We start from the raw sequence: 22430 nt of genomic DNA on the forward strand, positions 1-22430 counted from the left end.
ATTTAAAAATATATAAAAAGCCTCCGGAATTCAATTCTGGAGGCTTTTTTGTTGGAAGAACGCAAAGGCGCAAAGAAGATAAAAATTATGATGCTTTTTAAGACGCAAGAAAATCAAAGATTTTCAGCAAGGATAATTACTTATATTAATTATTCACATTATTCAAAGCCATATTATTAGCGGTATTCAATTTTATCGAAGATAAAATCTTTGCGCCTTGACACATTCTTATAAAAACTTTAGCGCCTTTGCGTTTCCAACAAAATAAAAGAAATATTTAAAAAATAAAAATAGACAGACTGGTCTGTATGTTGTTTTTTTTCATACATTTGTTCCAGAAAAGAAAAGCATATGAAATCCCCAAGAGAAAGAATTATAGAAACCACATTTCAATTGTTCGCAAGACAAGGCTATAATTCTACCGGAATCAATCAGATTATTTCAGAAGCAGAAGTTGCCAAGGCAAGCTTTTATCAGTATTTTAAATCCAAAGAAGACCTTTGTGTAGAATTTCTGAAGGTAAGACATGAATATTGGTTCAATGAACTCCATAACTTCTTAGCAAAAGAACAAGATTCAAAATCTAAAACTACCAAAGCTTTCGATTTTCTGGTCTATATGAATGAAAAGGAAAACTTTCGGGGATGCAGTTTCCTGAATATTTTATCAGAAATCCCAATGGATAATATTAAAATTCTGAGTGTCATTCAGTCCCATAAAGCTGATCTCAGAAACTATTTTTCAGAATTGATAGATGATGATGAACTATCCGACCATGTTTATATGCTTTTTGAGAGCAGTATCATAGAAAGCCAGCTTTTCAAATCCAATGAATTAATTGAAAAATCAAAAAAAATAGTCACCAATTTAATACAATAAATCATGGAACAAAAACACCCGCTTCCACCTTTCACTCTTGAAACGGCATTGGAAAAAATTCAATTGGCTGAAGATGCCTGGAACAGTCAGAATCCTGAAAAAGTTTCTAAAGCATACACCAGCAACAGCGAATGGAGAAACAGAGATACCTTTGTGAATGGTAGAGAAGAGATTGTAGCATTTCTTCAAAAGAAATGGGATAAAGAACTTCATTATAAGCTTAAAAAAGAATATTGGGCACACACGGATAATCGCATTGCGGTTCGCTTTGAATATGAATATCAGGCCAAAGATGGAAACTGGTTCAGGGCGTATGGAAACGAGAACTGGGAGTTTGATGAAAATGGGCTGATGGCGAAAAGATATGCAAGTATCAATGATTTGGCTATCAACGAAGAAGATCGAAAGTTCAGATAAAATAATAAGAAATTATCTCAAAACTCAAATTATTTGGTTTTTGTCATTCTGACGAAGGAAGAATCTTAATGATAGACAATGATGTGAGATTCTTCACTACCTTTCATTTCGTTCAGAATGACACTTCCAAGAAATGCTCTTTTTTAGATAAAATCTTTGTTTTGCATTCAAAAATTTATAACTCATCATTATTTTAACTGTTTTTCCCATGCAGCAGTTTGTTAATCTTTCTTCGCGTTTGCAAAGAAATTTTATAAGCCTCATCACGCAGTTTCTGTATTTTCCCTACGGGCTGGAAGAACATTTTACTTTCAAAAGGATTGAATGAAAGAAGCTCATTCGTGCAATTGCGTGAATCCAATAAGGAATCTTTGTTGATTCTGACTTCACCAATTTTAATAAATGGAGAATTTTTCCATTCAACATTCAGTTTGTTGACCGGTTGATCTTTTAAATCATAACAAATCTGTATCATAACATCTGCAGTGAAATCATGAGTTTGAAGATAGTTTGTCAAAGAATCTTTGATCTTCTGCTTCCTGCCTGTATTTTTATCAACAGATTGAGGACTTAACTTTATTTTAATGATCTGATCTCCCAGTCGGTAAGCTCCTACAGAATAATAATCAAAGGACAGGATAAAATCATTTCTTTTCCCAATAAGCATAAGCATATTACGAAGCATATCGCCTGTCAATAAAGAGGGCAGTGTTTTGATCAGCTGAACAAACATAGAAAATAAACTGCTCCATTGCTTCATATAAACCCGATTAATTGCTGTAAACAATTTCAGAAAAGTAGAAACAGAACTGACAGGGAACAAAGGAAAATTCACCAATGGATAGTTGGCAAGTAATCCACTGTTCTCATCCTTGATTTGTACAGCAAAGCCATACGCCGGAATATCTTTTTTTGAATTCTTAATTTTCAACTGAGCATTGGAAAATCGTATAGTCAGATCGAATTTTTCCTTATCAAAAAAAGGATGCAGTGATTCCGGGATATCAGGTTCAATCCAGAACGTTCCCTTTGCTACGGCATATGTTTTAGCATGGGCGTTTCGGGTTGCATAATTGACGTCACTGATGGAAGAGGACTGCTCAACAAAATCAGCAATTGTTTTTTTATTGATTTCAAGAAGCTTTTTTTCCTCCTCATTCAGTTCATCAAACTTCTTATTATATTTTAATGGATTTGGCATTTAGTTTTTAAAATCCAATTATAACGCCAAGTTTCGAAATCTGTGTTAAGTAAGTATTACAATTATTTGAACTTTGTTGAAAAGATGCTTTTAAATAAAGAGATGTAAGATAATATGATTGCTGAATTTCGATCAATACGCTATTTAACTTATTGATTATTAGTGTAAAATTGTTTTAAATAAGAATAAATTAAAACGTATTGTTTGATGTGGAAATACTCAGGATTTTTAATCTTCCTTCCTCATGCTTCCCTCTTCCAAGCCTAAAAAAGCCTTATCTTTGTAAAAAATTATAATATGGGAGTAGCAGATATGTTATTTAAACGTAAAAAAGAATTGGCAGAAAAGAACCTGAAAGAGGGTAAAGAATATATGGAAGAGTATGGTAAGAGAGAAAGCGTTGTGCAATTACCAAGCGGTTTACAGTATGAGATCATTACAGAAGGAGACGGTCCAAAACCAGGTCCTAAATCTACTGTAAAATGTCACTATCACGGAACCACTATTTCCGGTAAAGTATTCGATAGCTCAGTAAAAAGAGGTACACCTGCATCTTTCCCTTTAAACAGAGTGATCTCAGGGTGGACAGAGGCACTTCAGCTGATGCCGGTTGGAAGCAAATGGAGATTGATCATTCCACCGCATTTAGCTTATGGAGATCAGGAGATCAGCAAAGAAATCGGACCAAACAGTACGCTTGTTTTTGAAGTTGAATTACTGGATATTAAATAATCCTTCTTAAAAATAAAAAAATTTACCTGATTTCAGGTAAATTTTTTTATTTGTGTTATATTCGTATAGATGAATTGTGAAAATGAAGAAATTTATTTTACAATACGTCAGGCAACACAAAAATATGACTGAATGAAAAAACTCTTCTACCTTATTGCTATGGTTAGCTTACTGGTGTCGTGTGTTTCCAAAAAGAACCAGGCAATCCAGCAGAATATTCTTACCCTTAAGGACAGCTACTGTAAGGCACCTTTTAAATACAATTACAATAATAAGCTTCCGTCTTATAATTCGGATTCTATTCTAACTGCCAATAAAGAACTCAGCGGAATGTTTACCGATCAGAGTGTGTTAATTTTAAATGCATTGGGAAACCTTGATGATGTACACAAAATCATCGAACTTAAAAAAGATTCTTCCCTCACCTCACAGGTGAAAATATTGCAGCTTAAAACCAAAATCAACAGCAGAATTACCATTGCTTTAACAGAGCTGGATGCTGTAGCTGCAGAATTTGACTGTGAAGGAGAAAGAGTGGCTCAGATTGGAAGCTATGTAGATAATCTGAATGCCTCCAGAAATAACAAACTGATTTTATATTCTATCATTGCCGGAGCAGCTTCATCCATTGCGGGTGGAATTGTAAAAAGTGACGGCTGGGATAATGCAATTGGTATCGGAGGAGGTATTTTAGGAGCAGGGTTTGGTTTGGCAACCCTTAATCCCAAGGGAAAAAAAGTAGAATTTATCCACCAGAGAAATCTTTTGAGGGATATCTGGAAAGAAAAACTGGAATCCCCAAACTTCCCACCTTTCATTTGGTATATGTATACTGAGAAAAAATTTTCCAACAAAGAAGAATACTCTATCATAGGAAATATGAAGTTGAGATGGCTTCATTATCAGTTTGATGATGTAAAAGAAGCTGCGGATAGGTCTGTGATCTTCAGCGATGGAGGATTTTACAGAGCAGATGATCTCAATAACCGTGCTGCCATGCTCAATCAGATGCAGTCAGCCACCCGTACCATCAATCAGAATATCAATTATCTACTGCTTGATCTGGATAAATTAATCCTTTAAGAAAAAATTAACTGTAATGAAATTTGTTACATTTGAAAAAATGTTTACCTTTGCAATGTAATTACAATGAACAATACAAGATTTGCTACGGCAATACATATCATGACATTATTGGCGAAGAGCCCTCAGGAGTGGCTTACTTCCGAGTGGATCGCCGGTAGTATCAATGTGAATCCGGTGATTATCCGAAAGGAGATCAGCGTATTAAGAGAAGCAGGTCTGATGATTAGCAGACAAGGGAAAGAAGGAGGAAGTCAGCTTGGCAAAAATGCAGAACTGATCACCATTTCGGAGATCTATAAAGCAGTAAAAAATACAGAAGTATTGGGTAAAAAAAATCAGAATCCTAATCCGGCCTGCAGTGTTGGAAAGGAAATTAACGTTCATTTAAATACATTATTTGAAGAAACAGATCATTTGGTAGTAAAGTTTTTAGGAGACAAGTCATTACAGGAATTCGCTGACCAGTTCGAGTAAAAATTTTTTAACCTTAAATGTAACAAAATTTATTACAATTTAATTTAAAAATAAACATTATGAAAAAAGTAGCAGTAATCGGTGCAACAGGATTTGTAGGTGCACACGTAGTAGCAGAATTAGCAGACAGAGGATATGCTGTAGAAGCATTGGTAAGAGATGCATCTAAGGTAAAATCACAGGCAAATGTAACAGCAAAAAGCGTTGATGTAAACAATGTAGATGACTTGGCTGAAGCACTAAAAGGAAGCGACGCTGTCATCAGTACTTTCAACGCAGGATGGACGAATCCTAATCTTTATAACGATTTTTTGAATGGTTCTGAGAATATTCAAAAAGCAGTAGAACAGTCCGGGGTAAAAAGACTTATCGTAGTAGGGGGAGCAGGTAGCCTTTATACTCCGGATAATATACAAATCGTAGACACACCTGATTTTCCGGATGCTTACAAGCCAGGTGCTACAGCAGCAAGAGATTATCTGAACAAAATCAAAGAAAACAACACGCTGGATTGGACATTCTTCAGCCCTGCAGTAGAAATGAACCCGGCAAATGTAGGAGAAAGAACAGGAAAATACAGAACATCATTAGAAACTCCGGTATTTGATGAAAACGGAAGAAGCCGTCTGTCTGTAGAAGATGTAGCCGTAGTTTTGGTAGATGAACTGGAACAGAACAACCATATCAGAGAACGTTTTACAGCTGCATATTAATACATAAAAGAACAGAAATGATACAAAAGAAATTATTGTCGATATTAACGCTATTGGGATTTATCAGCATATTTGCCGGAAACCTTAAAGTAAAAGTGTATAATCCGGGAACCAAAGCTATTTTCCCGATTACTTCCACCATTATTTATGGAGATAAAGATGCCATACTTGTTGATGCTCAATTTCAGAAGCAATATGCAGAGCAGCTTGTGAAAGAAATAAAAGCAACAGGAAAGAACCTGAAAACAGTTTTTATCTCTCACAGCGACCCTGATTTTTATTTCGGGTTGGATGTCATCAAAAAAGCTTTTCCTAATGCAAAGATTATCTCAACAGCTCAGACAGCCTATTTGATATCAGCTTCAAAAGATGATAAAATGGGAGTATGGAAACCACAGTTGAAAGCAGATGCTCCATCAGAAATTATTGTTCCTGAAGCAGCTGTTTCAATTCCTGATCTTGAAGGAAACAAAATTGAAATCAGACAAAACCCGGAAGATCCGGCACATAGTTTTCTTTGGATTCCTTCCATCAAAACCATTGCGGGTGGTATTTCGGTTTCCATAGGCTCACACCTTTGGATGGCAGATACACAAAATGTGAAAGCAATTGATCAATGGATAGGACAGATTGATGCAATGAAAGCATTGAAGCCGGAGCAGGTTGTTCCTTCTCATTTTGCAGAACTTTCTACCACTCCAAAATCTCTTGATTTTGTGAAAAGCTATTTGGAAAACTATAAACAAGCAGTCACTGAAAACAAAACATCTTCTGCTGTTGTAGATTTTATGGTTAAAAAATATCCTGATCTTCATGGAAAAGATGAGCTGGGAATGGGAGCAAAAGTTTTTTTTGGCGAAATGGCTTGGGATCTGAAATTACCTTATCCGGCAATCAGGAATAAAGTGGAAGTTGATTTTGGAGCGGTGAAATTCCTTCTTGATTTTAAAGATAACAAAACAATGACGTTTACAGGAACAGCCGGAAGTTCAAAAAACAGTACAGATACTGTAGAATATACGGCTGTAGAAGTAGCGAAGAATGTTTTTATGGTGTATTGGTATGAGCCACATCTTGGCTTCAACGTAACCCATATTCAGGATTATAATCAAAATATAGTGTATTCAAATATTGCAGGTCCTGATGGTACATTTACCCATCCGAAAGGAACGCTTAAGATTTTGAAGTAATGATAAGAATCAAAAGTACATGTAAATTTTACATGTACTTTTTGTTATATTTGATTAGCAGAAAACCTTCTTTAAAAAGAGAAGAGAATCTGTAATTTATTTTTAAAATCAAATAATAACCAATGAAATTAATTAAAATTCTGCCTTTTCTGTTATTGCTGTTTTTATTCAACTGTGGTAAACTGGCGACAACCTCCGAAGATAAAAAATCTGTTAATGAAGTTCTTAAGTTTTACGGAGGCTATGTTGAAACGATGAAAGGAGTACAAACACTGAATGGAAAATCCGGTGATTTTTTTGAAGTGGAGATTAAAGACAGTAAACTGATCAATAGCCAGCCTCAAAGAGCTGTATCCAATGCTGCCAATATTGCATTTATAGTTTTTCAGAATCAAAAGCCTGGAGAATATGATGTCATCAAAACAAAATTACTTTTATCAGACGGAGCCAGTTTTACAAAATCATTCACTCGAAAAGAACTGCAGGAAGTAAAAGATATATACCCGGAAATTGATAAGATCAATTCATTTTTGATTAATAAAGATGATAAAGGAATTCTTGAAATGTTTGAGCCAAAATTTAAGCCTAAAAAAGAAGTAGTCAAAGAAACAATTTCAAGAATGGATTCTGAATTAGGCCCAATTACAGAAATACAGTTTCAGGGATTTGAATTTCTGGATAATCCCAATCTGGGACAGATGATCTTAATAAGAGAAGTAAGCAAAAGAGATAAGGTTTTCCCGTTTATCAATGTAGCATTTGACAGAAAGACTAAAAAAATGCTGAACATTGAATTTCCATAAAGAATAAAATACGCATAACGTATCCGGAACCTGGGTAATATCAAAATAAAAAAGGCTGTTCATACTGAGCAGCCTTTCTTTTTATAGATTCATAAACAATTTCGGATTAATCGGAGTATTGTTTTTGTGGACTTCATAATGAAGATGAGGACCTGTAGAACGTCCTGAATTTCCGGATTTAGCAATTACCTGACCTACCTTTACTTTATCATTTACTTTAGATACAAGCTGTGATAAGTGTCCGTAGAGTGTAGCCAATCCATTTCCGTGAGAAACAATCACACAGTTTCCATAGCCCCCTCTCTGTCCGGAAAAAATAATTGTTCCAGCAGCGGCAGCTCTTACATCAGAACCATAGGCAACGGCAATGTCCAGTCCTTTGTGGAACTGCATCTGGTCAGCTTCTGCAGGCGGGTTGTTTTTTTCAGCAGCAGTTTTAGTTGTTGTAGTTCCTGCCACAGCTTTTGTTGTAGAAGGAGCTGATGCTGACGCTACAGGAGCTGCTTTTGGAGTAACCATTACTTTTACTTCCCTTTTATTTCCATAGCTGTCTGTAAGTTCTATAATTTTCTCAACAGGTTCAGCTTTTACTTCAGGCTTTGGAGCTGCAGCTACTGCCGGTTTTGCTTCCGTTGCAACACTTGTTTTTACCGACGCAAAAACAGTTTTGAATGGAATCGGATTTTTTCTCACTCCAAAATTAGAGGAAATATACCCGTCTGTAGGCATACCCAACGGAACCTGCATCAGCTTTTTCTGAAGATCCATCAGATATTGGCTGTATCGGTTTGCCTGTTTGGAAAGATAAATAGAATTTGAAATACTGTCCTGGTTGAGCATCATCAGTTTTTCGTTGGTAATGTCTTTGGACTTCAGGAAAGAGTTGAGTTGAGCCACTGTCTGATCTACGAGCGTAAGATCAGTTTTCATTTTTAGATAATCTACACTGTCTTTTTCAGTGTTTATTTTTACAAGATTGACTTCGTAGGTTTTGTCGTCTCTTTCAGAAAAGAGCTTCGCAATGAAGACACCTTGTGCAAAAACTACTAGTAAAAGTCCTCCCAGGAGAATGTTTACGTTCTTCTTGCTGCTTAGAAATTTTTTCATATTTCTTCTCTTAATAAATTTAAAACGGTTTTGAAGCTGCAAATTTAATTAAAAATAAGCTTTGTGGGTTATTTTTAATTAAAATTCAGTTTTTTCTGTATTTAACGGTTAATTAGCTGTTTAATTGTGTTGAAGTGTTAATTTTTTCAGAAAATGGCGTTTATCATAGTTTCAAAGCCTTTGTTACGTCTTTGTTTTAATATCTTTGCAGTTCACATTCCAATTATGGCTAAAAAGAAAATTATTTCAGAATCTTCGAATCCAAAAAAGAATAAAAAGGATATTTCTGTAGGAGTTGTAGGGAGCGGAAGTTTTGCAACCGCTATCGTAAAAATGCTTGTTGAAAACTGTAAGGTTGTACACTGGTGTGTAAGAAGTGAATTTGTAAAAGGAGCCATTGAGCTCCGCGGACATAACCCGACTTATCTTACAGCTGCCCACTTTAATCTGAAAAGCTTAAAATTAACAACAGATATCAATGAACTGGTTTCTGCCTGTGACGTTATTGTGCTGGCAACTCCGTCCATCTACCTGTCTGATACACTGGACAAGATGACCTGTGATTATTCAGATAAGATCTTTATCTCTGCAATTAAAGGGATTATTCCTAAAGTAAATGATGTGGTAGCGCATTATCTGCGTGATGAATTTAAAATCGGGTTCAGAAATCAGGCGGTTATTGCAGGGCCTTGTCATGCAGAAGAGGTAGCGATGGAAAGACTTTCTTATCTTACCATTGCGACAGTAGAAGATGAAACGGCTGAAAAACTTGAAGGTATTTTCAGTTCAGATTTTATCAAAGTACAAACAAGTAAAGATATTTTAGGAAATGAATACAGTGCGATTCTTAAAAATATTTTTGCAATCGGAGCAGGAATCGCAAGTGGTTTAGGATATGGAGATAACTTCACGGCTGTTTTTGTTTCAAATGCAATCCGTGAAATGGAAACATTCCTGGAAGCCATCTATGAAGCACCAAGAGATGTGAATGAAAGTGCTTATCTGGGTGACCTTCTGGTGACTGCTTATTCACTTTTCTCAAGAAACAGAAACCTGGGGAATCTTATCGGAAAAGGATATACCGTGAGATCTGCCATTCAGTCTATGAATATGGTGGCGGAAGGATACTATGCAGCAGATTCTATTTATAAAACAGCAAAACAGAAAAATCTTAAACTTCCAATTATAGATACTGTTTACGCTATTCTTTATGAAGGTAAAAATGCTGAAAAACAGTTTAAAAAACTGACTGCAAAATTGAATTAAAATAACAAGGCTTTATTGCTAAAACCTTGTTTGTAACATAAAATGAACAAAAAAACTTAAGTATTTCAATGCTTAAGTTTTTTTGTTCATTTTGATGATCCAAGAGATTATAATGATCTGATATTATCAATCATTTCAATGATGTTTTATTGAAATTTTCCATAGCTTTTTGTTGCGTACTCAAGAAGTGTTTTTGCTGTAAAAAATAACGTGTTAAAATCGTTAAACGCGGTCCAGTTTTTAAAACTTTTCACGAAATTTGAAGTAAAATTTTAAATTATGTCACAATCGCTTACAAGCAGAACACCGAAACCTAAATATGACGTTGTACTGATAGGCGGCGGAATCATGAGCGCCACTTTAGCAACGCTGCTTCATGAATTTGATCCAAATCTTGAAATTGCAATCTTTGAAAGACTTGGAAGATTTGCCAAAGAAAGTACAGCAGCATGGAACAACGCCGGAACAGGGCACTCCGCATTTTGTGAGCTAAATTATACCCCGGAAAAACCAGACGGGTCTATTGATATCTCCAAAGCAGAGAGCATTGCAGAACAGTTTGAAATTTCAAAACAATTCTGGGCCTATCTGCTCACCAAAGGCTATATTCATGAGCCCAAAGAATTTATCAATTCCTGCCCGCATATGAGTCTGGTATTCGGAGAAAAAGATGCTGAATATCTTAAAAAACGCCACGATAAAATGGCCGAATCTGTTCTTTTCTCAGGAATGGAATTTTCTAAAGATCATGAGAAACTGAGAGAGTGGATTCCTTTGGTAATGAGCAAAAGAAATCAGTCTGAAGTAATGGCTGCAACGAAGATGGATATGGGGACGGATGTGAACTTCGGAACACTGACAAGAAAAATGGGAAGACATCTTCTGGAAGATTCCAATGTTGAGGTTTTCTTATACCACGAAGTGAAAGATATTGATGCAAGAGAAGACGGAAAGTGGGAAATGAAGGTGAAAGACAGAATCAACAGCCACAAACAGGAAGTGGTGGCAGACTTTGTTTTCATTGGTGCCGGAGGGTATGCACTTCCGTTATTAGACAGTTCAGATATTAAAGAAAGTGAAGGTTACGGAGGTTTCCCGGTTTCCGGACAGTGGTTGGTAAGCCATAACCAGGAATTGGTGGAAAAGCACCAGGCTAAAGTATATACTCAGGCTACAGTAGATGCTCCTCCAATGTCTGTTCCACACCTTGATCTTAGAATTATTGATGGTAAGAAAGCTCTTCTTTTCGGACCTTTTGCAGGGTTCTCCACCAAATTCCTGAGAGAAGGAAGCTATCTTGACCTTCCTGAAAGTGTAAACACCAAAAATCTGAAATCCCTTTTTGGAGCATGGTGGCATAATATTCCTCTGACGAAATACCTGATCCAGCAAGTTGCAATGACGAAATCTCAAAGAATGCAGCATTTAAGAGAATTCGTTAAGGATGCCAAAGAAGATGACTGGGAATTGAAAGTAGCAGGTCAGAGAGTTCAGGTCATCAAAAAAGATGAAAAAGAAGGGGGGAAACTGGAATTCGGAACTGAAGTAGTTGTGAATAAGAGCGGGACCATTGCTTCTCTGCTGGGAGCTTCACCAGGTGCGTCTACAGCAGTATATGCCATGTTGAATGTACTGGAAAAATGTTTCCCGGAAAAATTACATGGCGAATGGAAAGGAAAACTGCTTGAAATGGTTCCTTCTTATGGACAAAAACTGGCTGAAAATCCTGACCTGACCAATGAGGTGAGAAATTATACAAAAGAAAAATTAGAATTAGAATATTAACATCAGTAATGAACAATGGGAGTAGACACTGCTACCCATTGTTCATCACTCATTATTTATAAAAGGTGGAAGAAGTAATTGTAAAACCTGTTATTGCAAAGGAAATCCTGGAATCTCTTAAGGCAAAAACGGAAGAGGAAAAACAGGTGATCGTACATTGTTGTTTTCCGGCGTCACCGTTTTTAGGAAACCTGATCAGAATCTGGCACTCGACCTATCTTTTTGACAACCAGTCTGAGCATAGAAGCAAATTGATTCATGCGGAAAATATTTCAATTTCTCCCTATTGGACAGCGGTTCCTTTTATGAAAGATTTTTGGTTTACGTTGATCTTTTCCGGGCTTCCGAAAGATTGTAAAAGTTTTGATTTAAAAGAAGTAATTCCTGAAGAAGGCGGCTTTTTTGTAGAATCAATCAAAAGAAATTCTTCCGATGTGTATCGGGTAAAAATCTCAGAATCCTAATAAAGATGAAAATAAGGGAAGAAAAACTGAAACAGATTATTCATTGGGCTGAAAACAATCCCGATATCCGTGCTGTTCTTCTGACCAGTTCATTGGTAAACCCTTATGCTCCCGTAGATGATTTAAGTGATCTGGATGTAGAACTTGTTTTTGAAAACAGGGCATCTTATGAATCAGGAAATGAATGGATCAGGCTTTTTGGTGAACCTATTTCTATGATTGAAGAAGCTGACAGTGTTTTTGAGGGAAAACATGCCATGAAAATGGTTTTGTATAAAGACCATGTGAAGGTTGATTTTAAGCTGTATCAGGTGTCAGAATTTAGTAAAGAAATCAATGAAGAAAATCTTCCCGAAGATTGGGATGTAGGGTATAAAGTTTTACTGGATAAAGATAATCTGACTAAAAACCTGAAACCTCCAACCTATCAGTCTGTCATGATCCATAAGCCTACGGAAAAAGAATTTCAACAGCTGTTCAATGATTTTTGGTGGGATACAACGTATGTGGCAAAATGCCTTAAACGCGGTGATATTTTTTATGCCAAATTTATGTCTGAAAATGTCCTGCGTACTGATTATCTTGTTCCTTTGATTGAATGGTATATTGCCGCGAATCATAACTGGAATAATATTACGACCAATAAGCATGGAAGACTTTTCAAACAATATTTATCCCCGGAATTATGGAATAAAGTGGAAGCTACATTCTCAGGAAATGATATTGAAGAAAACTGGAAAGCTTTGCTTGCCTGTGCCGATCTGGTACATGAACTGGGAACTTCTCTGGCAGGAAAACTTCATTTTATCTATCCGGTAAAACTGGAAGATGATATCCGCAATTATCTTACAGAAATACAATCAATGCCCTGATTTCAGGCAAATTCATTTTGTTTGATGAGGTTTTCAATACAGTATTCTGCAATGGCAGTAATGGTTACAAACGGATTGACACCAATGGTTCCGGGAATTAGTGATCCATCCAGAACATACAGGTTTTCATGATTTTTTAATTTTCCAAATTCGTTGGTAGCTTCACCCAAAACACATCCTCCAAGCGGATGATAACAGATATCAGCTCCAAAACCATTATTGAAAAGCAGGTGGCTTCTCGTTCCGCCATTGGCTTTATTCATTTTCCGGATAAAATATTGGGCATTTTCTTTCATTTTGACGGTATTGCTTTCGTCCCAGTTCAAAGTCAGGGATTGGCTGGCTTTATTGTATGCAACTTCTCCTTTTTTATCGACTCTGTTGATCAGCAGATATAAAGCGGTAGCAACATCCATTCCCATCGGTAAGGGGGCAATTTCTGTGAAAAACGGATGTTCCGGATCTTCCCAGTTGTCAATTCCACCTACCGGAATAGTAGATTGCTTGGCTCCTGTACCGCCAGACAAAGGTTGTACCCAGTTTCTTCCGGTCATAAAATTCCCATTGTTTCCCCATTTTTTTCCGACCTTTTCATGGAGGGGGAAATTATTTTCTGCATGAGATTGTAACAGAAGCTGTAAAGTTCCCATTGTTCCTGCAGAAAGAATCAGCTTTTTACAGTGGAAAACTTTGTCAGCAGCCAGGATACCTGATGTATCAATCTGGCGGACATTTAATGTATAGCTTTTATCATCATTAAGTTGTATCGTTTGGACATGATGAAGGTCGAGGATTTCCAAATTGCCGGTTTCCAGTGCTTTTCTGAGATAGGTTTTATCCAAACTGTTTTTCCCATAATTGTTGCCATAGATCACTTCGGTATTAAGAGCAGAACGGGGGACTTCATTCCGGAACTCTTTTTCCATATACTTAAAATCATACACATTCGGAACTCTCATGGTTTTAAAACCCGCTTTATGAGCCTCTTCTTCACCTACCCGTGTGAATTTATAATATGGGCAGTCTTTCAGAAACTGTTCATCAATCACATTTACTTTGAGTTCTTCCCGTACCAGAGGAAAATAATGATTGTAAAACCTTTCAGGATCAAGATCAGGAAAAACTTCTTTGAAATAACTTTCTTTGGGAGTAACAGCCATTCCGCCATTCACCAGAGAACCTCCGCCAACGCCTCTTCCTACCCAGATATTGATATGTTCAAAATCCAGACGGTCCAATATCCCGGTAAAAGGAGTCAGAGAAAAAATATTCATGAAAGGGGCAATGCTTTTCTTTTTCAGCCAGGCTGAACTTTTCCCGGGTTTCAGCAGATTGGAAAACGGAATTCCTGCTTTCTCCCAGTTAAGACCCATTTCAAGCATCACTACTTTTTTCCCGGCTTCACAAAGACGTAATGCAGATACAGCTCCTCCGTACCCGCTGCCAATGATCACAATAGGAACATCAGTATTTTCTTTTATCTGGCTGTTTTTTCTTTCCGCAGCCCGGAACAATTCAGATTGAAGAAAATAGAAACCTGATATAGCCAATGCACTGGTCCTGATGAAATTTTTTCTGTCCATGAGCTTTGCTTTCCAAAAAGTATGCTAGATCAGCTGGTGCTTATTTTATTTAAAACAGATTATGTTTTTTTATCAGAATTTTAACTTTTGTTGTTCCGAAAATTCATAGTTTTGGTTATAATTTTACATACATGAAAAAATATATAGTACTCTTTTTACTCCTTCCATTATGGGCTTTTTCTCAGAAAACAGTTTCAAAGGAAGAGAAAGATGTTCAGAAATTTCAGAAAGAACTCAATGCTGAATATCTGAATCCGAAAGAGACTCCATTAAGGGGAGATAACTTTAAAAACTTTAAAGGTCACCCTTTCTTTCCTTTTGATGCTAAATACAGAGTAACCGCAAAATTTGTTAAATCAAAAGATACTAAACCCTTTGAACTTCCTACTTCTTCAGGAAAAACAAAGACGTATCAGGAATATGGAAAAGCTACATTTATGCTGGATGATAAACCCTATACGGTTACCTTATATCAAAGCCTGGCTTTAATCAAGCAAGATAAATATAAAGACTATCTTTTTCTTCCGTTTCGTGATGCTACCAATGAAAAAGAAACCTATGGAGGAGGAAAATATATGGATTTAAAGATACCGAAACGAAATACGATTGTGCTTGATTTCAATCAGTCCTATCATCCTTTTTGTGCCTATAATGCTTACGATTACAATTGCCCTGTTGTTCCTGAGGAGAATAAACTTCCTGTGGAAATCCGTGCGGGAGTAATGTATGAAGATATTTACCATCATTAAGACTATGATACATTTAGAATTCTTTAAACCAGAAGATCTTTCCGGAGTCAGTTATGCTTTGGATGAAAACCAGATGCAATTTACTGCGACAGCTCAACAGGCTTTGCAAAGTATCAACGAACGGGATGATGACGACGCATTTCCGATAACGATATTTGAAAATGAGCTGCCTGTCGGGTTTTTTGTACTTGATTTCGGGAAAGATAAATTTGAACTTACCGATGATAAAACATCAGTTTTACTGCGTTCTTTATCTGTAAATCCTCAGATGCAGGGGAAAGGAATAGGAAAAATGGCTATGCTGGAAGTAGGAAATTTTGTAAAAACCCACTTTGGAGATTGTAACGAAATTGTACTGGCAGTAAATCAGAAAAATGATTCCGCATACCATATTTATCTTCAGTCAGGATATATTTTTGACGGTAAAACCAGAATAGGAAGAAGCGGTCCTCAATATCTGATGTACAAAAAACTTTAATAAAATTTTAAAATCATAATTTTTTATCTGCTGATATCTTTCCATAACTTTGAGTAACATCAAATTACAAAACATGGAAATATCACTTCAAAATCAGGTAGCTGTGGTTACAGGTGCCTCCAGCGGAATAGGTTCAGGAATTGCAAAATCATTAGCTGCAGCAGGAGCGACAATCATTGTCAACCATTCTTCGGAAAGGTCTGCAGAAGAAGCCAAAGCTGTTTTGAAAGAAATCACTGATGCCGGAGGAAAAGGAGTAACCTATGCATGTGATGTATCCAAAGAAGATCAGGTGGTCAAAATGTTTCAGGATGTTGTTTCTGAATTTCAAACTGTAGATATTCTGGTGAATAATGCGGGTATTCAAAAAGATGCGAAATTCACCGAAATGAACATCGATCAGTGGAATGCTGTCATAGGGGTCAATCTTACGGGACAGTTTCTATGTGCCAGAGAAGCCATTAAAGAGTTTCTAAGGCGGGGAATAGACCCTTCACGTTCCATTGCATGTGGGAAGATTATTCATATCAGTTCTGTACACGAAATTATTCCGTGGGCCGGACATGCCAACTACGCATCAAGCAAAGGAGCCATCAGAATGTTGATGCAAACTCTTGCTCAGGAATATGGTGCAGATAAAATCAGGGTCAATTCTATTTGCCCGGGAGCTATTCAGACTCCTATTAATCAAAATGCCTGGAATACTCCTGAAGCACTGAATTCTCTTCTTACCCTTATTCCTTATAACAGAATCGGACAGCCTCAGGATATTGGAAATTTAGCCGCTTTTCTGGCCAGTGATCTTGCTGATTATATTACCGGAACCAGCATCTTCGTTGATGGTGGAATGACTACGTTTGAGAGTTTTTCTACAGGAGGTTAAGAAGTTCAAGGTTTAAAGTTTATAGTTTTGAGGTTGTTCTCATAGCTTCAAACGAGATCAGATATGACTCATTGCTTATTATTCATTACTCATAATTATCGCTTATGTCAGAAAAACAGAGAATTTCAGATATTTCATGGAAAAAATGGGGTCCTTATGTAAGTAACCGGGAATGGGGGCTTGTTCGTGAAGATTACAGTGAAAACGGAGATGCCTGGAATTATACCAGTCATGATACTGCGGAAGCCAAAACATACCGTTGGGGTGAGGAAGGCATATGCGGAATCTGTGATGACCTTCAGAAGCTTGTATTCTCTGTCGGATTCTGGAATAAAAAAGATAAAATGGTGAAAGAAAGGTTCTTTGGATTGACCAACGGACAGGGAAATCACGGTGAAGATGTAAAGGAATATTTTTATTACCTGGATTCTACACCTACCCATTCTTATATGAAAATGCTGTATAAATATCCCCATACTATTTTTCCCTATGAAGATCTCATAAAAACAAATGCTTCAAGAAGTAAGGATGAAACGGAATATGAATTGATTGATACCGGAATTTTTGATAACAATGAATACTTTGACATTTTTATTGAATATGCAAAAGAAAGTCAGAATGATATTCTAGTCAGACTAACGGTTGTCAACAAATCTGAAAAAGAAGCATCCCTTGTAATATTGCCTACGGTTTGGTTCAGAAACACCTGGAAGTGGGGCTATGATGACTATCAACCAAAATTGTATGCTGAAGATGCAGACCGGATTGAAGTAAATCATCAGGATATTGACATCAAAAATGTATATGCAAAACAATCCTTAAAAACACTGTTTTGTAATAATGAAACCAATAATGAAAGACTTTACCAGTCGCAAAATGAATTTAAGTTCTGCAAAGACGGGATCAATAATTTTGTAATGACAGGTAACTCTCAATCTGTGAACCCGAAGAATGTAGGAACCAAAGCTTCTTTTTTTATTGATGAAGATTTCAAAGCTGGGGAATCCAGAATATTTGAATTCAGAATATCGGATAAGGACTTACGAGAGCCGTTCGGTGATTTTGATACTGTTTTTAATCAAAGACAGAAAGAAGCAGATGAATTTTATGCTGAAATCCAGAAAGGAATTGCTTCGGAAGATGAGAGGCTGGTACAAAGACAGGCTTTTGCAGGGATGCTGTGGAATAAAATGTTTTACCACTACAATGTTGAAAAATGGCTGAAAGGTGATCCTGCTGAAATGCCTCCTCCACAGTCGCGGAAAAAAATAAGAAATTACGACTGGAAGCATCTTAATAACGAACATATTATTTCCATGCCGGATAAATGGGAATATCCGTGGTATGCCACCTGGGATCTTGCATTTCATACCATCAGCTTTTCCTTGATAGATCCTGATTTTGCAAAGCATCAGCTGAAACTTTTCCTGTTTGAATGGTATATGCATCCAAACGGACAGCTTCCGGCCTACGAATGGAACTTGAGTGACGTGAATCCTCCGGTACATGCCTGGGCCGTTTTCAGAGTATTTAAAATTGATGAATATTTAAATAACAAACCTGACCTGGAATTTCTGGAAAGTGCTTTTCAGAAACTGTTAATGAACTTTACATGGTGGGTCAATAAAAAGGATACCAATGGCAATAACATATTTGAAGGAGGTTTCTTAGGACTTGATAATATTGGCGTTTTCGATCGGAATGCTGTTTTGCCAAACGGAGAGCAGCTGGAACAGTCGGACGGGACGAGCTGGATGGCCATGTTTGCCCTGAATATGATGCGGATTGCTTTGGAACTGGCTCTTTACAATAATGTGTATGAAGAAATGGCGATGAAGTTTTTTGAACATTTCCTGGCGATTGCCAATTCACTGGATAATATGGGTGAGGAAGAATTCAGTTTGTGGGATGAACAAGATGAGTTTTTCTATGATGCCATAGCTTCTAATGACGGAACGCATATGTATTTAAGATTAAGAACCATTGTAGGATTGATCCCGATGTTTGCCGTTGAGGTTATAGATGATGAAATGATTGAAAACCTGCCTAATTTTAAGAAAAGAATGAAATGGGTACTGGAAAATAAACCGGAACTGGCTTCTCTGGTTTCAAGGTGGGAAGTCAAAGGCCAGGATTCCAAACACCTTTTGTCTTTGCTTCGCGGACACCGTTTGAAAAGATTATTAAACAGAATGCTGAATCCGGATGAATTTTTAAGTGATTATGGAGTAAGAGCGTTATCAAAAGAGTATGAAAATAATCCTTATACTTTAACACTGAATGAAACGGATTATAGTGTGAAATATACTCCCGCAGAAAGTGACAGCGGGCTTTTCGGAGGGAACAGCAATTGGCGCGGTCCGGTGTGGTTTCCTATTAATTTTTTGATTATCGATAGTCTTCAGCGCTTTTTCTTCTACTATAGTCCCGATTTTTTAGTGGAATATCCTACAGGGAGTGGAAACTATTTAAACCTTGATCAGATAGCGGATGCTTTAAACAAACGGCTTGCAAAGATTTTTTTAAAGGATGAAAAAGGGAAAAGACCTGTCCACGGGCAGTATGAAAGATTTCAGACGGATCCGGACTTTAAAGATTATATCCTGTTCTACGAATATTTTCATGGGGACAACGGACGTGGAGTAGGAGCTTCCCACCAGACAGGCTGGACGGGACTTATTGCCAAGATCTTACAGCCAAGATTCTCCAAAAAAGAAATTGCCGAATCTGAAACTGAAATGCCTGCAGATATTGAAAAAACAAAAGAATCATAAAACAATACTACCCATCGGCCTATTCAAATATCTGCTGGATAATTTCCAATGAGGCAGGTGTTTTGAAGTCTGTGATATGATAATGATAATATATCAGAAGGCTGTCCAGAAAATCTTTTCTTAATGAAGAGTGGATTTTTGTAGCATATAGATTTTCAGCACAAAGTGCTTCTTTCCATAATGTAGAAATTTCTTCATTGAATTGCTGATGACAGATTCCTAAGGAAAAAGTTCCGGTTTCCGGATCTAAAAACTTACCGTCACCCAACAGTGGAGCAACTCCCTGAATTTTTAAAACAGCCAGTAAAAAGAGCAGATGTGCCTGATAATTCCTGTTCGTTAGTTCATTGATAAAATGATTTATGCCGGTATAGATAGGAATATTTTTATCCTCATATTTAAGGATATGACTCAGGAAATCTGAAATAAAGAAAATAACGGTATTGACTTTTATATCTGTATAAATGTCATTATTTTTTACCAGTTCAAACTTTGAAACAGTTGGTATACCATTGCCACGGAGAGGTTGTATTGAAAAATTCAGATGGCTCAGGGGCAGCAGCAGGGCTTTCTTTTTGTTCTTTTTAGCATAAATTCCTTTCAGAAAATAGCTTTGAAAACCCTCTTCTTCAGTAAAACAATGCAATACAGCATCATTTTCTCCATATTTTATAAACGAAAGTAAAAAACCGTTTTGTGAATTCATTAATTAATTGACTACTCCTATTTTGGCTGTAGCTTTATCTGACCCATCTTCATTGGTCATCAGGACAAAGTACATTCCTGATGCTACTCTTACCCCTTTCTGATTATTAAGATCCCATTCATAATAACCTCCTCTTGCTACTGCAGAGTGTACAACATTTCCTGCTGCATCTACAATTCTTATATTCGTTTTTTCTGCAAGACCCTTAAGGGTAACTTTTCCTTTAAAATTAGAATATACAACAGGGTTAGGATATACTACAACATCACCGAAATTGGAAGTTACATCAGCAACATCACCCTGATATGTTACAATACCATTATATGTTACAAAATATACTTTCCCGGTTTTCTTATCAACTTTTATATCTGTAACACTGTTTGTAGGAAGAGGTGAATTTTCTTTAGTAAAATGTTTTATTGTTTTCTGGCCGTCAGCAGAAAGGTAATATACACCACCACCATCAATGGAAACCCATTTGTAATTTCCTTCGTCTACTGCGATCTGAAGAATAGCTGATTCCCTGAAAAGCTCTTCACCCAGCCCGTTTTGTTCTATGACTATAGGTTCTACTTCCGGCTGTGGATTTTTTATCTCAGATGCAGCATTAGGCATAATCCTTAAACCTCCGTCTGTACCGATCCATGCATCTCCGGACTTATCAAATGCTACAGATAAGATTCCTCCTGAACTATTAAATCCATTAGAAGAACCCAGAATATAATCTGTATCATCGGAAAGGTTGGTTGCATTTTTATAGTCATATACCCAAAAGTTATTAGATCTCGGTAGCGGAGTCCACAGCATATTTTCATGGAAAACGGCCTTTTGTATACCATCACTGGCAAGAACTATTTTCTTGATGATAAAATCATCAGCGGCTTTATCATAGATTCCCATGGAAGGGTTTCCGTCATTAAATCCGAAGGAAACAAAAAGATTGTTCTGAGTATCTGTAGTCAATCCTACCGGACGTCTGTAGTAAGGCTGTGCACCGAGATTATAATACTTTACCAGATCAAAATCTTTGCTTGTGGCATTATATTTCATTCTGTAAACCCCATTATCCAGCATTGTATAGTTAGTAAAGAGAACTTCATTACTGTTATAAGGACTTATAATAGCATCCAATACGTTGACAAAGACTGGACGATTTGGATTACTTTTATTGAAAAAAGAAGGATAAATCCAATCCGTACCGTTGAAATAATAAAATCCCGGTTCTTGTGGAATAATGGACGGGTGGTTGTAATTATTTGCTCTGGCACCAGAGGAAACCAGAAGCTGATTATTATCGAAAAGATTAATATTATAGGCAAAATTGTAGTAAGGGCCTGATGGTTTGAAAGTATTATTACTTTCATCCTTGATCCCTGATAATACGGTTCCTCCAAAAATTTTTCCACCAGCTGTTATTGCAGTGTTGCATTCTTCTCCAAGGCTTACCGCATTTTGTGATACCCCGTTTATTCCGTAGGTATACACTCTGTTGTCAGTAACTATAATATTATTAGATGTAACAACGATATCACGGATATTATCAAAGTTCGTAGGAAGCTGAGTCGGAGTGCCGTTGTTGTAAAAATAGGCCGCTGTAGCTGATGAATATACAAGCTCAGATTCTGAATCTATATGCTTGAATGCTCCGGGAGCTTCCGTTGTCCATGTAGAATATACCGGGAAGGTAGTATTCAACTGATGGCTCTTCAATCCTGTATTGGTTACAGAGTATACCTTATTCCCGAATATGGTTGCTTCATTACTTGCTTCATACACCCCGCCAGTCAGGAAAAACGCAGAATCTCCGAATTCTTTATTGTTCAGATTAAATATGGAAAGTCCATAGCCTACAGAAATGACAGCCTGATTTCCGGTAATGGAAATATGATTGATTTTTTTATTTCCGTTATAGCCGGTAGCAATAGGAATATCAACAATATATTTGATTTCCTGTGGAGTGATAACATCCATGGAGCCGTTTTCATACCCAATAAGTCCTGTTTTAGTCTGTGGGTTGTAATCGAAGGCTGTTATTCCAATATTATGAAGGCCATTGGCCTTGGATAACTTCGTAATTTCTCCTGTTGATATTGTATAATAGAATATTCCGTTTTCTGTAGCTGCAATGATTTTCCCATTGTCTTCTTTCATAGCTAAGACTTTGTTATAGGAAAATACATCAGCCCATTTTTTCGATGAAATGACCTGCGCTTTTGTAAACTGCAGGGATGCTAAAATACCAAGAGAAATTATAGAGAGTTTTTTCAT

At 36.8% G+C, this 22430-nt stretch carries 21 protein-coding genes; 16 read left to right on the plus strand and 5 right to left on the minus strand.

The window, feature by feature from the left end:
- Positions 1-351: 351 nt before the first annotated feature.
- Positions 352-879 (plus strand): TetR/AcrR family transcriptional regulator, encoded by a 528-nt coding sequence (locus tag CHRYMOREF3P_RS18120; RefSeq protein WP_180565187.1) that lies wholly within the window; start codon positions 352-354, stop codon positions 877-879.
- A gap of 3 nt (positions 880-882) precedes the next feature.
- The gene (locus CHRYMOREF3P_RS18125) at positions 883-1296 is read left to right on the plus strand and encodes a nuclear transport factor 2 family protein (RefSeq protein WP_180565188.1); all 414 of its coding nucleotides are present in this window, start codon (positions 883-885) and stop codon (positions 1294-1296) included.
- Positions 1297-1489: 193 nt separating this feature from the next.
- Here CHRYMOREF3P_RS18125 and CHRYMOREF3P_RS18130 read toward each other — a convergent pair whose 3' ends face one another.
- Positions 1490-2497 (minus strand): catalase, encoded by a 1008-nt coding sequence (locus tag CHRYMOREF3P_RS18130; RefSeq protein WP_180565189.1) that lies wholly within the window; start codon positions 2495-2497, stop codon positions 1490-1492.
- A 297-nt stretch (positions 2498-2794) separates the two neighbouring features.
- On the opposite strand from CHRYMOREF3P_RS18130, the gene CHRYMOREF3P_RS18135 reads away from it, so the two are divergent.
- From CHRYMOREF3P_RS18135 to CHRYMOREF3P_RS18160, 6 genes are all read left to right on the plus strand, one after another.
- Positions 2795-3229 carry an FKBP-type peptidyl-prolyl cis-trans isomerase gene (locus CHRYMOREF3P_RS18135; protein WP_077413943.1) on the plus strand — a complete coding sequence of 145 codons (435 nt, stop codon included), beginning with the start codon at positions 2795-2797 and terminating at the stop codon, positions 3227-3229.
- Between the two features lie 132 nt (positions 3230-3361).
- Entirely contained in the window at positions 3362-4312 is a 951-nt protein-coding gene (locus CHRYMOREF3P_RS18140) for a hypothetical protein (RefSeq protein WP_180565190.1), read from the plus strand.
- Positions 4313-4378: 66 nt separating this feature from the next.
- Complete coding sequence (locus tag CHRYMOREF3P_RS18145; protein WP_077413945.1) at positions 4379-4789, plus strand: Rrf2 family transcriptional regulator; 411 nt, start codon at positions 4379-4381, stop codon at positions 4787-4789.
- 59 nt (positions 4790-4848) lie between these two features.
- Positions 4849-5502 (plus strand): NAD(P)-dependent oxidoreductase, encoded by a 654-nt coding sequence (locus CHRYMOREF3P_RS18150; RefSeq protein ID WP_180565191.1) that lies wholly within the window; start codon positions 4849-4851, stop codon positions 5500-5502.
- Between the two features lie 17 nt (positions 5503-5519).
- Positions 5520-6692 carry an MBL fold metallo-hydrolase gene (locus CHRYMOREF3P_RS18155; RefSeq protein ID WP_180565192.1) on the plus strand — a complete coding sequence of 391 codons (1173 nt, stop codon included), beginning with the start codon at positions 5520-5522 and terminating at the stop codon, positions 6690-6692.
- A 122-nt stretch (positions 6693-6814) separates the two neighbouring features.
- Positions 6815-7495 (plus strand): hypothetical protein, encoded by a 681-nt coding sequence (locus CHRYMOREF3P_RS18160; RefSeq protein WP_180565193.1) that lies wholly within the window; start codon positions 6815-6817, stop codon positions 7493-7495.
- Positions 7496-7576: 81 nt separating this feature from the next.
- Here CHRYMOREF3P_RS18160 and CHRYMOREF3P_RS18165 read toward each other — a convergent pair whose 3' ends face one another.
- On the minus strand, positions 7577-8602 hold the full coding sequence (locus tag CHRYMOREF3P_RS18165; RefSeq protein ID WP_180565194.1) for a M23 family metallopeptidase: 1026 nt from the start codon (positions 8600-8602) through the stop codon (positions 7577-7579).
- 225 nt (positions 8603-8827) lie between these two features.
- On the opposite strand from CHRYMOREF3P_RS18165, the gene CHRYMOREF3P_RS18170 reads away from it, so the two are divergent.
- From CHRYMOREF3P_RS18170 to CHRYMOREF3P_RS18185, 4 genes are all read left to right on the plus strand, one after another.
- On the plus strand, positions 8828-9868 hold the full coding sequence (locus CHRYMOREF3P_RS18170; protein ID WP_180565195.1) for an NAD(P)H-dependent glycerol-3-phosphate dehydrogenase: 1041 nt from the start codon (positions 8828-8830) through the stop codon (positions 9866-9868).
- Positions 9869-10147: 279 nt separating this feature from the next.
- Positions 10148-11653, plus strand: coding sequence for a malate dehydrogenase (quinone) (mqo, locus tag CHRYMOREF3P_RS18175; protein WP_077413949.1), 1506 nt, complete (start codon positions 10148-10150; stop codon positions 11651-11653).
- Between the two features lie 65 nt (positions 11654-11718).
- Positions 11719-12117, plus strand: coding sequence for a hypothetical protein (locus CHRYMOREF3P_RS18180; protein ID WP_047382319.1), 399 nt, complete (start codon positions 11719-11721; stop codon positions 12115-12117).
- Positions 12118-12122: 5 nt separating this feature from the next.
- Entirely contained in the window at positions 12123-12989 is an 867-nt protein-coding gene (locus tag CHRYMOREF3P_RS18185; protein WP_077413950.1) for an AadS family aminoglycoside 6-adenylyltransferase, read from the plus strand.
- A gap of 2 nt (positions 12990-12991) precedes the next feature.
- Here CHRYMOREF3P_RS18185 and CHRYMOREF3P_RS18190 read toward each other — a convergent pair whose 3' ends face one another.
- The gene (locus CHRYMOREF3P_RS18190; RefSeq protein WP_180565196.1) at positions 12992-14572 is read right to left on the minus strand and encodes a GMC family oxidoreductase N-terminal domain-containing protein; all 1581 of its coding nucleotides are present in this window, start codon (positions 14570-14572) and stop codon (positions 12992-12994) included.
- Positions 14573-14703: 131 nt separating this feature from the next.
- On the opposite strand from CHRYMOREF3P_RS18190, the gene CHRYMOREF3P_RS18195 reads away from it, so the two are divergent.
- The 4 genes from CHRYMOREF3P_RS18195 to CHRYMOREF3P_RS18210 all read left to right on the plus strand — a co-directional run bounded on the left by CHRYMOREF3P_RS18195 (position 14704) and on the right by CHRYMOREF3P_RS18210 (position 19456).
- A complete protein-coding gene (locus tag CHRYMOREF3P_RS18195) occupies positions 14704-15321 on the plus strand; it encodes a DUF1684 domain-containing protein (protein WP_077413952.1) in 618 nt (205 codons plus the stop codon).
- Between the two features lie 4 nt (positions 15322-15325).
- Positions 15326-15799 (plus strand): GNAT family N-acetyltransferase, encoded by a 474-nt coding sequence (locus CHRYMOREF3P_RS18200; protein WP_232539058.1) that lies wholly within the window; start codon positions 15326-15328, stop codon positions 15797-15799.
- A 73-nt stretch (positions 15800-15872) separates the two neighbouring features.
- A complete protein-coding gene (locus CHRYMOREF3P_RS18205) occupies positions 15873-16682 on the plus strand; it encodes a glucose 1-dehydrogenase (protein WP_077413954.1) in 810 nt (269 codons plus the stop codon).
- A 104-nt stretch (positions 16683-16786) separates the two neighbouring features.
- Positions 16787-19456: an MGH1-like glycoside hydrolase domain-containing protein gene (locus CHRYMOREF3P_RS18210; protein ID WP_180565198.1), complete on the plus strand. Its 2670-nt coding sequence runs from the start codon at positions 16787-16789 to the stop codon at positions 19454-19456.
- 19 nt (positions 19457-19475) lie between these two features.
- Here the strand turns inward: CHRYMOREF3P_RS18210 and recO are convergent, their stop codons facing one another.
- Both recO and CHRYMOREF3P_RS18220 read right to left on the minus strand, forming a co-directional pair.
- Positions 19476-20162 (minus strand): DNA repair protein RecO, encoded by a 687-nt coding sequence (gene recO, locus CHRYMOREF3P_RS18215; protein WP_077413956.1) that lies wholly within the window; start codon positions 20160-20162, stop codon positions 19476-19478.
- 3 nt (positions 20163-20165) lie between these two features.
- The gene (locus CHRYMOREF3P_RS18220; RefSeq protein ID WP_180565199.1) at positions 20166-22430 is read right to left on the minus strand and encodes a hypothetical protein; all 2265 of its coding nucleotides are present in this window, start codon (positions 22428-22430) and stop codon (positions 20166-20168) included.

This window comes from Chryseobacterium sp. JV274, from assembly GCF_903969135.1.
In the GTDB taxonomy this organism is placed as follows: Bacteria; Bacteroidota; Bacteroidia; order Flavobacteriales; family Weeksellaceae; genus Chryseobacterium.

Bases quoted from the DNA above. Each gene is read 5' to 3' on its own strand.
- CHRYMOREF3P_RS18120 (WP_180565187.1), top strand. From the start codon at position 352: ATGAAATCCCCAAGAGAAAGAATTATAGAAACCACATTTCAATTGTTC.
- CHRYMOREF3P_RS18125 (WP_180565188.1), top strand. From the start codon at position 883: ATGGAACAAAAACACCCGCTTCCACCTTTCACTCTTGAAACGGCATTG.
- CHRYMOREF3P_RS18130 (WP_180565189.1), bottom strand. From the start codon at position 2,497: ATGCCAAATCCATTAAAATATAATAAGAAGTTTGATGAACTGAATGAG.
- CHRYMOREF3P_RS18135 (WP_077413943.1), top strand. From the start codon at position 2,795: ATGGGAGTAGCAGATATGTTATTTAAACGTAAAAAAGAATTGGCAGAA.
- CHRYMOREF3P_RS18140 (WP_180565190.1), top strand. From the start codon at position 3,362: ATGAAAAAACTCTTCTACCTTATTGCTATGGTTAGCTTACTGGTGTCG.
- CHRYMOREF3P_RS18145 (WP_077413945.1), top strand. From the start codon at position 4,379: ATGAACAATACAAGATTTGCTACGGCAATACATATCATGACATTATTG.
- CHRYMOREF3P_RS18150 (WP_180565191.1), top strand. From the start codon at position 4,849: ATGAAAAAAGTAGCAGTAATCGGTGCAACAGGATTTGTAGGTGCACAC.
- CHRYMOREF3P_RS18155 (WP_180565192.1), top strand. From the start codon at position 5,520: ATGATACAAAAGAAATTATTGTCGATATTAACGCTATTGGGATTTATC.
- CHRYMOREF3P_RS18160 (WP_180565193.1), top strand. From the start codon at position 6,815: ATGAAATTAATTAAAATTCTGCCTTTTCTGTTATTGCTGTTTTTATTC.
- CHRYMOREF3P_RS18165 (WP_180565194.1), bottom strand. From the start codon at position 8,602: ATGAAAAAATTTCTAAGCAGCAAGAAGAACGTAAACATTCTCCTGGGA.
- CHRYMOREF3P_RS18170 (WP_180565195.1), top strand. From the start codon at position 8,828: ATGGCTAAAAAGAAAATTATTTCAGAATCTTCGAATCCAAAAAAGAAT.
- mqo (WP_077413949.1), top strand. From the start codon at position 10,148: ATGTCACAATCGCTTACAAGCAGAACACCGAAACCTAAATATGACGTT.
- CHRYMOREF3P_RS18185 (WP_077413950.1), top strand. From the start codon at position 12,123: ATGAAAATAAGGGAAGAAAAACTGAAACAGATTATTCATTGGGCTGAA.
- CHRYMOREF3P_RS18190 (WP_180565196.1), bottom strand. From the start codon at position 14,572: ATGGACAGAAAAAATTTCATCAGGACCAGTGCATTGGCTATATCAGGT.
- CHRYMOREF3P_RS18195 (WP_077413952.1), top strand. From the start codon at position 14,704: ATGAAAAAATATATAGTACTCTTTTTACTCCTTCCATTATGGGCTTTT.
- CHRYMOREF3P_RS18200 (WP_232539058.1), top strand. From the start codon at position 15,326: ATGATACATTTAGAATTCTTTAAACCAGAAGATCTTTCCGGAGTCAGT.
- CHRYMOREF3P_RS18205 (WP_077413954.1), top strand. From the start codon at position 15,873: ATGGAAATATCACTTCAAAATCAGGTAGCTGTGGTTACAGGTGCCTCC.
- CHRYMOREF3P_RS18210 (WP_180565198.1), top strand. From the start codon at position 16,787: ATGTCAGAAAAACAGAGAATTTCAGATATTTCATGGAAAAAATGGGGT.
- recO (WP_077413956.1), bottom strand. From the start codon at position 20,162: ATGAATTCACAAAACGGTTTTTTACTTTCGTTTATAAAATATGGAGAA.
- CHRYMOREF3P_RS18220 (WP_180565199.1), bottom strand. From the start codon at position 22,430: ATGAAAAAACTCTCTATAATTTCTCTTGGTATTTTAGCATCCCTGCAG.